The 10,365-nt window shown below is 66.8% G+C and carries 11 protein-coding genes; 10 read left to right on the forward strand and 1 reads right to left on the reverse strand.

The features are described from left to right. Window positions 1–381 precede the first annotated feature (381 nt). Complete coding sequence (gene nth, locus FW784_RS09170; RefSeq protein ID WP_425481621.1) at window positions 382–1,140, forward strand: endonuclease III; 759 nt, start codon at window positions 382–384, stop codon at window positions 1,138–1,140. A gap of 85 nt (window positions 1,141–1,225) precedes the next feature. On the opposite strand, the gene FW784_RS09175 is transcribed toward nth, so the two are convergent. Then, on the reverse strand, window positions 1,226–2,464 hold the full coding sequence (locus FW784_RS09175; RefSeq protein ID WP_149353046.1) for a porin family protein: 1,239 nt from the start codon (window positions 2,462–2,464) through the stop codon (window positions 1,226–1,228). 261 nt (window positions 2,465–2,725) lie between these two features. Between FW784_RS09175 and pstS (FW784_RS09180) the strand changes: the two genes are divergently transcribed. The 9 genes from pstS (FW784_RS09180) to FW784_RS09220 all read left to right on the forward strand — a co-directional run. Further along, a complete protein-coding gene (gene pstS / locus FW784_RS09180; protein ID WP_149353047.1) occupies window positions 2,726–3,742 on the forward strand; it encodes a phosphate ABC transporter substrate-binding protein PstS in 1,017 nt (338 codons plus the stop codon). A 148-nt stretch (window positions 3,743–3,890) separates the two neighbouring features. Beyond that, window positions 3,891–4,976, forward strand: coding sequence for a phosphate ABC transporter substrate-binding protein PstS (gene pstS, locus FW784_RS09185; RefSeq protein ID WP_149353048.1), 1,086 nt, complete (start codon window positions 3,891–3,893; stop codon window positions 4,974–4,976). 100 nt (window positions 4,977–5,076) lie between these two features. Continuing rightward, window positions 5,077–6,039, forward strand: a complete 963-nt coding sequence (gene pstC, locus FW784_RS09190; RefSeq protein ID WP_149353049.1) for a phosphate ABC transporter permease subunit PstC — start codon at window positions 5,077–5,079, stop codon at window positions 6,037–6,039. Next, a complete protein-coding gene (gene pstA, locus FW784_RS09195) occupies window positions 6,039–6,887 on the forward strand; it encodes a phosphate ABC transporter permease PstA (protein WP_149353050.1) in 849 nt (282 codons plus the stop codon). The genes pstC and pstA overlap by 1 nt, the downstream gene beginning before the upstream one ends. A gap of 29 nt (window positions 6,888–6,916) precedes the next feature. Beyond that, on the forward strand, window positions 6,917–7,726 hold the full coding sequence (pstB, locus tag FW784_RS09200; protein ID WP_149353051.1) for a phosphate ABC transporter ATP-binding protein PstB: 810 nt from the start codon (window positions 6,917–6,919) through the stop codon (window positions 7,724–7,726). Between the two features lie 42 nt (window positions 7,727–7,768). Beyond that, window positions 7,769–8,461, forward strand: a complete 693-nt coding sequence (gene phoU, locus FW784_RS09205; protein ID WP_149353052.1) for a phosphate signaling complex protein PhoU — start codon at window positions 7,769–7,771, stop codon at window positions 8,459–8,461. A 168-nt stretch (window positions 8,462–8,629) separates the two neighbouring features. Continuing rightward, complete coding sequence (locus FW784_RS09210; protein WP_149353053.1) at window positions 8,630–8,989, forward strand: HvfA family oxazolone/thioamide-modified RiPP metallophore; 360 nt, start codon at window positions 8,630–8,632, stop codon at window positions 8,987–8,989. Between the two features lie 22 nt (window positions 8,990–9,011). Continuing rightward, a complete protein-coding gene (locus tag FW784_RS09215) occupies window positions 9,012–9,875 on the forward strand; it encodes an HvfB family MNIO-type RiPP peptide maturase (protein ID WP_149353054.1) in 864 nt (287 codons plus the stop codon). After that, window positions 9,865–10,365: HvfC family RiPP maturation protein (locus FW784_RS09220; protein WP_187770754.1), on the forward strand; the 501-nt coding region annotated here is incomplete at its 3' end. The genes FW784_RS09215 and FW784_RS09220, both read left to right, overlap by 11 nt.

The following is a 10,365-nucleotide window of genomic DNA, read 5'->3' on the forward strand; positions in this document are numbered from 1 at the left end:
GCGGCAGGCGCTGGCCGCGCGTGAGCGCTTCCGTGCAAGGCAACGACGGCTAGCCGAACGCGCCGTGCAACGCGACGCCGCGCGCCAATCGGCTCGGCCGGCGAGCATCGCGCCGTCACTCCCCGACGCCGCTGCAGCGGCGCTAAAGCGCGCGCTCGCAAAGGCGGCGACCAAGCGATGAAGAAGACGACGGTGCACAAGCGCGCAGCGGGAACGCAGGCGACTGGCCGTCGTGCCGGCAGCCCGGACGATCGGCTGCGCGACGCGTCGCTACCCCTCCGCGCGAATAAAACGACGACGACCACGTCACGCAGGAAAGCACCGCCGCATCCGGAAGCCTTCGCTGCTTCCAAAGCACCGGCAAGAACGGCGAAGCCAACCGTGGCGCCCAAGTCGGCGCCCGCGCGCGCTCCGCGCAAACCCGGCGGCGCGACGCTTCGCCGTCCATCGCGACGCATGTCTCCGGCCGAGATCCAGGCGCTCTTCGAGCGATTGAGCGAGGCGAATCCCGCCCCGACCACCGAACTCGAGTTCTCCACGCCCTACGAGCTTCTGGTGGCCGTCGCGCTATCGGCGCAGGCGACCGACGTCAGCGTCAACAAGGCCACGCGACGCCTGTTCCCCGCGGCGAACACGCCCGCCGCGATAGCGAAGCTGGGGGTCGACGGCATCGCGCCTTACCTCGCGACGATCAACTTCAACAAGACAAAGGCGAAGAACGTCGTTGCGATGGCGAACCAGCTGCTGCAGCTTCACGGCGGCAAGGTTCCGCTCGATCGTGATTCGCTGGAGGCGCTCGCCGGGGTTGGCCGCAAGACGGCGAACGTGGTGTTGAACACCGCGTTCGGGGAAACCACGCTCGCCGTCGATACCCACATCTTCCGCGTGTCGAACCGCACGGGCCTGGCGCCGGGCGCCGATGTGCGCAAGGTCGAGGACACGCTGCTGAAGGTCGTACCGGCCGCCTATCTGCGGCACGCGCATCACTGGCTGCTGCTGCACGGCCGCTACGTCTGCAAGGCGCGCACACCGGACTGCCCTCGCTGCATCGTGCGCGATCTCTGCCACTACCGTGACAAGACGCCGGGCGAGGCTCCGCCGCTCGAGGTCGCCGTCAAAGCGCGTCGACCGGCCCGCTGATCGAAAGGCGAGTTGCGCGATTCGCATGAAAAAAAACGCCCCCGCAAATGCGGGGGCGTGGAGGGATGACGCGTGACGCGTTCGGTCAGAAGCCGACCTCACCCCACACACCGACTTCCTGCGTTTTCACGTCGGTCGTCGTTGCATTCTTTCGGTGCGTGTTCTTGTACACGGTCGCAAGCTTGATGCCCTTCGTCAGCGGGAATTCGAAGCCGACGTTGTAGTAGGTGTCCTGAAGCGTCGGATCGAGGCGCTTGCTGATGTCGGCCTGGTCATAGCGGGCGAAGAGCGCCATGCCCTTGGTGCCGAAGCCCAGGCTGCCCCACAACGAATAGCCGTCGGCCTTGTCGCTCGCGGGGGTCAGCACGTTGTTCCAGTTGTTCGCGCGGAAGTACTCGCCGCCCAGGCGCACCTTGTCCTTGGCGTACGCGACCATAAGGTCGGAGCGGTTCGCCGTGTGCTGCGCGCCGACGGTCTGGGTCTCCTTGCCGAGCTCGCCGGAGTACGCACCCGCCGCGACCACGAGACCGTCGATCGGCATGAAGCCCACGCGTGCCTCGACGTCCATCGACTTGCTGCGGCTCGGGTTCTTGTAGCCGCCACCGTTCACCACCGACACCGCGTAGTTGAATCGCTTGTCGGCGATGTCGCCGCCCGCATGCAGGCCCCAGTCGGCGGAGTTGGCGAACTTCAGGCGGTCGGTCAGCGAGTTCTCGACATAACGGTAGCCGTAGAGGCTCTCGACGTACGGGATCCACGGCATGTCGGCCGAGCCGGCGCGGAACACGAAGGCATCGCTGAACTTGCCCTGCAGGTAGGCCTTCTTGACGAACACGTCGGCTGCACTGTCAAGGCTCGACACGTACTGGAAATCGGTCGTGAGGTTCGCCGACCAGATGTCGTTGAACTTGTGGTTGATGCCGATGTAGAAGCGCTTGACGTCGAGGCCGGTGCCGCTCGCGTTCGTCTTGACGCCGCGGCTGGTCTGGTCGATGTTGGTGACGTCGAAGAACATCTTGCCGGTGACCTGCGTGTCGTTCACCAGCTTGGCGATCTTGTCGACGGTCTTCTGCTGCGTCTCGGCCGCGTCGATACGCTGGCCCTGGCTTACGTTGACGTCGGACTGCGCATCGTTCTGCGCCTGCAGCGCGTTGATCTGTTCCTGCAGCGCGGCGAGCTGCGCCCGGAGCTCCGCGATCTGCTGTGCGGTCTGCGCGTTTTGCGTCGCGGCGACGGCCGGCGTGGCCGCGTTCGCCGGGCCCGAGGCCAGGCCCGCAAGCAGCAACGCGGCCGAGACCGAGGTGGCGAGGATGTTGGAACGCATGGTGGTCTCCGGTGCGGTTTCGAGCGAAGGCCGTCCGGGGCGGCCGGACGGGACGGCGCAAGGATCGGTCGGAACTGTGACGGTTTCAGGACAGCGTCAACGGAATCTTGAACCTTCCGCGCGCCGGGTGGAACGGTCCGGCATGAATGCGGCGGGCTGCCGTCATCGAATCGCAAGAAAGCCGTCTCCGCTTTGTAACGCAAAGCGCATGCAATTGCGTCAGCGGCGCACCCTCGTGCCGATTCGCAACGGAGATTTCCCGTGAACCTCGCACTCAAGAGCCGCCTCGCCGCGGCGCTGCTCGTGGCTTCGGCCGCTTTCACCGCACATGCGACCGACGTGACGGGCGCAGGCTCGAGCTTCGTCTATCCCGTGCTGTCGAAGTGGTCGGGCGCGTACGCCACCGCCACCGGCAACCGGGTCAACTACCAGTCGATCGGCTCGGGTGGCGGCATCGCGCAGATCAAGGCGGCAACGGTGGACTTCGGCGCATCCGACAAGCCGCTCTCGCCGCAGGAGCTCAAGCAGTTCGGACTGGGCCAGTTCCCCATCGTCATCGGCGGGATCGTGCCGGTGATCAACGTTCCGGGCGTGCAGCCGGGCGCGATGAAGCTCGACGGCCCCACGCTCGCGCGCATCTTCCTGGGCGAGATCACGATGTGGAACGATCCCGCGATCGCCGCGCTCAACGGCGGCCTGCAGCTGCCGGCGCAGAAGATCACCGTGGTCCATCGTTCCGACGGCTCGGGCACCACCTTTAATTTCACCAACTACCTGTCCAAGGTCAGCCCGGGCTGGAAAGCCAAGGCCGGAGAGGGCACCGCGGTCGAGTGGCCGGCCGGCATCGGCGGCAAGGGCAACGAGGGCGTCGCGGCCTACGTGCGCCAGATCCGCGGCGGCATCGGTTACGTGGAATACGCGTATGCGCTGCAGAACAAGTTGTCGTTCTCGCGCATGAAGAACCGAGCGGGCAACTTCGTGCAGCCGCGCGATGACAGCTTCGCCGCAGCCGCGTCGACGGCCGACTGGTCGTCCGCGCCGGACTTCAACGTGATCATGACCGACGCTCCCGGCGCCGAAGCCTGGCCGATCACCGCGACCACGTGGGCCATCATGTACAAGAAGGCGAAGCGCCCGGCGCAGTCGAAAGCCGCGCTGGATTTCTTCCGCTGGGCTTACCAGAGCGGCAAGGGCCAGGCTGCGCAGCTCGACTACGTGCCACTGCCCGACCCGCTCGTGCAGAAGATCAACGCGTACTGGACAGCCAACATGAAGTGAGGCGAAGGCCTCGACGACCGCAAACGGGTCCTTCGGGGCCCGTTTGCCGTTGAGCGGCCGTGGCGCGGTGTCATCTCGGTGTAACAGAAACATCATTTCATATCGGCTACCCGGTCATCACCATGACCGCTTTACTGGAGCCGCCCCGATGAACGTCCTACGACTCGCCGGTATTGCCGTCGCGCTCAGCGTCGCCCTCGCCGCCTGTTCCGGGGGCGGTGACAAATCGGCGTCCGCCACCGGCCCTTCGGCGGCCGGCAGCGCGGCCACGGCCGGCAGCCAGGTCAACGCGCAGATCACCGGGGCCGGCGCCACGTTCATCTACCCCCTGATCTCGAAGTGGTCGGCCGAGTACAGCCGGGCGACCGGCGCCAAGATCAACTACCAGTCGATCGGGTCAGGCGGCGGCATCGCGCAGATCAAGGCGGGCACGGTCGACTTCGGCTCGAGCGACAAGCCGCTCGCCGCGGACGAACTCGGAGCGGCGGGCCTCGGCCAGTTCCCGTCGGCCGTCGGTGGCGTCGTGCCGGTCGTGAACCTGCCCGGCATCGCAGCCGGCCAGCTCAAGTTGACGGGTCCGGTGCTCGCCGACATCTACCTGGGCAAGGTCACGATCTGGAACGACCCTGCGATCGCGTCGCTCAACCCGGGCGTGACGCTGCCCGCGCTCAAGATCAACGTCGTCAAGCGCTCGGACGGTTCGGGTACGACCTTCAACTTCGTCAACTACCTGTCCAAGGTGAGCCCGGCCTGGAAAGCGAAGGTCGGCGAAGGCACGTCGGTCAACTGGCCGACAGGCATCGGCGGCAAGGGCAATGAAGGCGTCGCCGCGTACGTAAAGCAGATCAAGGGTTCGATCGGCTACGTCGAGCTGGCCTACGCGACCGAGAACGGCATGGCCCATGCGCAGATGCAGAACGCCGCCGGACAGTGGGTGCAGCCGAGCATCGCGTCGTTCCAGGCGGCGGCGTCGGCAGCGGACTGGAAAAACTCGAAGGATTTCAGCGTCGTCATCACCGACGCGCCCGGCGCGCAGGCGTGGCCGATCGCCGCCACCAACTTCATCCTCATGTACAAGCAGCCGAAGGACGCCGCGCGCTCCAAGGCCGCGCTCGATTTCTTCCGCTGGGCGCTGCACAACGGCGGAAAGACGGCGGAGTCGCTGAACTACGTGCCGCTGCCGCCCGAACTCGTGTCGCAGGTCGAGACGTACTGGTCGACCGAGTTCAAGTGACCCCGCGTCCGGCGCGCAGTGCGCCGGATTCACCCGGTTATCTCCCACCTGTCGCCCGTCGCGCAGCCGCGCCGCGGGCGACGCCGCCTGCAACGGTGACATGAGCGCCATTCCCGCCCCTGCCGTGGACACCACGCGCCGCGACGCGTACGCCGACCGCAGCTTCCGCTGGCTGGTGACCGCCGCCGGCATGTTCGTGCTGATCGCCCTTGCCGCCGCGGCCCTCTCGATGCTGTGGGGCGGCCGCGAAACGTTCCAGAAGTTCGGCCTCGGCTTCTTCACGTCGCGGGCGTGGGACCCGGTCGCGCAGGATTTCGGCGCGCTCGTGCCCATCTACGGCACTCTCGTGACCGCGTTGATCGCGATGATCATCGCGGTGCCGGTGAGCTTCGGGATCGCGATGTTCCTCACCGAGATTGCGCCGCGCTGGTTGCGTACGCCGGTGGGCACCGCGATCGAACTCCTCGCCGGGATCCCGTCGATCATCTACGGCATGTGGGGCCTGTTCGTTCTGGTCCCGTACCTGGGCGAGCACGTGTATCCGTGGGTGGACGCGCATCTCGGTTCCGTGCCGTTGATCGGGCCGCTGTTCTCCGGGCCGCCGCTGGGCCTGGGCATGCTGACGGCCGGGCTGGTCCTCGCGATCATGGTCATCCCGTTCATCGCCTCGGTGATGCGCGAGGTATTCCTCACCGTACCCGGGCGCCTCAAGGAATCCTCGTACGCGCTCGGTTCAACGCGATGGGAAGTGGTCTGGGACGTCGTGCTTCCGTACACGCGATCCGCGGTGATTGGCGGCATTTTCCTCGGCCTCGGGCGCGCGCTCGGCGAGACCATGGCGGTCACGTTCGTGCTCGGCAACGCGCATGAACTCACTACGTCGCTGCTGATGCCCGGCAACTCGATCGCCGCCACCATCGCCAACGAATTCACCGAGGCGGATTCGGCGCAATACCGTTCGGCCTTGATCGCGCTCGGCTTCGTGCTCTTCCTGGTCACCTTCGTGGTGCTCGCTGCGGCGCGCCTGATGCTGCGTCGGCTGTCGAAGCGGGAGGGCACGTGATGCTGCCGCTCTACGGAATGCGCCGCGCCAAGAACCTGGTCGCGCAGGCGCTGGCGATCCTGGCCACGGCATTCGGCCTGTTCTGGCTGGTGTGGATCCTGTGGACGACGCTCCACAACGGAATCGCGTCGATGAACAGCATGCTGTTCACCGCGATGACACCGCCGCCCGGCGAACAGGGCGGCTTGTTGAACGCGTTCTTCGGCAGCGCGCTCATGAGCGTGCTCGGGATCGCGCTCGGTGCGCCGATCGGCGTACTCGCGGGTACATATCTCGCGGAGTATTCCAACCGCAGCTGGATCGGCGAGACGGTGCGCTTCGTCAACGACATCCTGCTGTCGGCGCCGTCCATCGTGCTCGGCCTGTTCGTCTACACGCTCGTCGTCGCGCGCAGCGGTCACTTCTCCGCGCTGGCCGGCGGCATCGCACTCGGGTTCATCGTGCTGCCCGTGGTGGTGCGCACCACAGACGAAATGCTGCGCCTCGTGCCGACGCAGATGCGCGAGGCCGCGCTCTCGCTCGGGGTGCCGCAGTGGAAGGTGACCGTCCAGGTGCTGTATCGCTCGTCGCTGCCGGGCATCGCCACCGGCATCCTGCTGGCCCTCGCGCGCATTTCCGGCGAGACGGCGCCGCTGCTTTTCACATCGCTCAACAACCAGTACTGGTCGACAGACATCACGCAGCCGATGGCCAACGTGCCGGTCGTGATATTCCAGTACGCGATGAGCCCCTACGATGCCTGGCACTCGCTTGCATGGGCGGGCGCCTTCGTACTCACGTTGTTCGTGCTCGCGGTGAGTCTGGTCGCACGCGCGATCGTTTCGCGCCACCGGGTTTCCCACGACTGATGAACGCCGCTCTCTCCCCGGATTCCGCAATGAACGATGGTCCCCTGTTGCACCTGGCCACCCCGCATGCCGTGACGGCTCCGTCGCAGGTCAAGCTCGAAGCGCGCGGCGTCGACTTCTTCTACGACAAGTCGCAGGCGCTCAAGAACATCAGCCTGCGGATTCCCGAAAAGCGCGTCACCGCGCTGATCGGACCGTCCGGCTGCGGCAAGTCGACGCTGCTGCGCGTGTTCAACCGCATCTACGCGCTCTACCCGAAGCTCGTCGCCACCGGCGAAGCATTGCTCGACGGCGAGAACATCCTTGACCCGAGCTACCCGCTGAACCGGCTGCGGAGCAAGGTCGGGATGGTGTTCCAGAAGCCGGTGCCGTTCCCGATGACGATCTCGGAAAACGTCGCCTACGGCATCCGCCACCACGAGCGGCTGTCGAAGTCCGACATGAGGGAGCGTGTCGAGCAGGCACTGCGGCAGGCGGCGTTGTGGGATGAAGTCAAGGACAAACTCGGACAGAACGCGCTGGGCCTTTCCGGCGGCCAGCAGCAGAGGCTCTGCATTGCGCGCGCGGTGGCGCTTCGCCCGGACGTACTGTTGCTCGACGAACCCACCTCCGCTTTGGACCCGATCTCGACCAGCCGCATCGAGCAACTCATCGAGGAGCTCAAGCGCGACTTCACCATCGTGATCGTCACCCATAACATGCAGCAGGCCGCGCGCATTTCCGACTTCACCGCGTTCATGTATCTCGGCGAGCTCGTCGAACATGGCAGCACGGAAACCATCTTCTCCAATCCCTCGAAGCAGCAGACCGAGGACTACATCACCGGCCGCTTCGGTTGATCGGGGCGAACCCAACGCGTCACTGGCGCAGGGCATAGGCAGATGCACGAGCACATTGTGAAAAGTTACGACGCCGAACGGGCGCGCCTGCTCGAAGAAACGCTTCGAATGGGCGAGATGGCCGCGGCGCAGCTGGAGGCCGCGCTCGACGTGGTTCAGCGGCGCGACGACGATGCGGCCGCCCGCATCATCGCGGGCGACGCGGCGATCGATGCGCTTGAGCGCGAAGTCAGCCACGACGTCATGAAGCTCGCGCTGCGTGGCCCGATGGCGCGCGATCTCCGCGAAATCCTGGCCGCCATTCGCGTCGCCGCCGACATCGAACGCATCGGTGACTACGCGGCGAACGTAGCGAAGCGCTCGATGGCGCTCAACACGGCGCCGCCGCTGCCGCATGTCGCAGGGCTGCAGCACGTGGGGCGGCTTGCGGTGCAGCAGGTTCGCGACGTGCTCGCGGCATATCGCGACGGCGATGTCGAAGTCGCCACGCGCGTGCGTGCGGCCGACGCGGAAATCGACGCGGCGTACACCGGGCTGTTCCGGGAGCTGCTCACGTACATGATGGAAGACGCGCGTTCGATCACGCCGTGCACGCATCTACTGTTCATGGCGAAGAACATCGAGCGCATCGGCGACCACGCGACGAACATTGCCGAGAACATCTGGTTCACCGTCCATGGCGACGACGCGCTGCCCGAGCGCGAGAAGGCCGACGGCAGCAATACCGCGACCTGATCGGCGACTGCCGCCGCGGTCACGCGCGCGCTCGGGTGGCCGCGGATCGGTGTGTCTGTGCGCCCCGGGCAGCTGAACGGCCCGGACCCGATCCGGGCAGCGCCGCGGGTGCCCTCCGCGGCCGGGCGCGGTAGCATCGCCGCATCCCGACGACCCCGAGGTGCTGCCATGTCCCGTTCCCTGAAGTCCCCCTCCCTGATCATCGCTGGCGGCGTCGCGGTGGCCGCAGCTGCATTCGCGTCGACGGCCCTGTCCCAGGGCTACATGCTTTCAGCGACGGATGCGCCGGCGACGGCTGCAGCGAAGACTGCGGAAGCCAAATGTGGCGCGGACAAGAAGGCGGCGGAAGCCAAGTGCGGCGCCGACAAGAAGGCCGGGGAAGCGAGCTGCGGTGCCGACATGAAGGCCTCCGCCGGCGCGACCGCCGGCAGCGCGAAGCCCAAGGTGGTGCCGACCGCGGCCAAGAAGGTGGTGGAAGGCAAATGCGCCGAGGGCAAATGCGGCGAAGGCAAGTGCGGCGGCACCTGATCCACCCGCACCCGGTTCGGTCATGCCAGTGGTATCGAACCTCGTTCCCGATGCCGTCGGCCTAGGCCTGCGGCGGGCCCTGGTGGGTCCGCTCCGCGCTGCTCCGGCCGGGGCGCTCGACTTCCTCGAAGTCGCACCCGAGAACTGGCTCGGCGTCGGCGGCGCGCTCGGTGAGGCCTTCGAAGCCGTCGCCGCCCGCTGGCCACTGGTCTGCCACGGGCTGTCGCTGTCGCTGGGCGGGCCGGGCGATCTCGACGCGGCGTTTCTGCTGCGATTGCGCCGATTCCTCGACGCGCACCACGTGTCGATCTACAGCGAACACCTGTCCGCCTGCAGCGATGCGCAGGGCCAGCTGTACGACCTGATGCCGCTGCCGTTCAACCGCGCTGCGGTCGACCGCGTGGCCGCGCGCATCCGGCAAACGCAGGACGCGCTCGGCCGCCGGATCGCCGTCGAAAACATCTCGTATTACGCGACGCTCGATGCCGGATCGTCGGCAGCAATGCGCGAGGCCGACTTCCTCAACGCCGTGCTCGAGGCAGCGGACTGCGACCTGCTCCTCGACGTCAACAACATCATCGTCAACGCCACCAACCACGGTTACGACGCGCATGAATTCCTTCATTCGCTGCCGCCCGATCGCATCGCCTACATCCATGTGGCGGGACACCACGACGAGGCGGACGACCTCAAGATCGACACGCACGGCACGCCCGTAAGCCCCCCGGTGTGGACGCTTCTTGAAGACGCATACGCGCGGTTCGGCCCGCGCCCCACGCTGTTGGAGCGCGACTTCAACCTGCCGCCGCTGGACGAACTGCTGGTCGAGATCCAGAGCGTTCGCACTCGACTGGCCGGCTCGCGATCGCATCGCCGTGCAGCCTGAGTGCCTCGGGACACTGGACGCCCAGCGCGCGCTCGCCGCTTGGGTGCGCGACCCGGAGAACACCGTCGCGCCCGCAGGTATCGAAGCGCGTCGACTGCGCGTCTACGCCGACCTGTTCTTCAACAACCTGTCGGGCCTGCTGGCTTCGACGTTCCCGGTGATTCGCGCAACGCTCGGCGCGTCGGGGTGGGATGCGCTTGTGCGCGACTTCATGCGCGAACATGCGGCCCGTACGCCGGTCTTTACCGAACTCGCGCGCGAGCTTGTGCAGTACCTCGACGCGCGTGCCTCTTGCCGACGTGACGACCCGGCATGGCTTCACGAGTTGGCGCATTACGAGTGGGCTGAAATCGCGCTGCAGGTGTCGGAGGCGCGCGCCGCGGACGTCCCGCATGACCCGGACGGCGACTTTCGCACCGGCATCCCGGTGCCGTCGCCGCTGGCGTGGCCGCTTGCCTACGACTGGCCCGTGCACCGCATCGGGCCCGGC

Origin of the sequence: Cognatilysobacter lacus (assembly GCF_008274655.1) — a bacterium.
Lineage (GTDB): Bacteria > Pseudomonadota > Gammaproteobacteria > Xanthomonadales > Xanthomonadaceae > Cognatilysobacter > Cognatilysobacter lacus.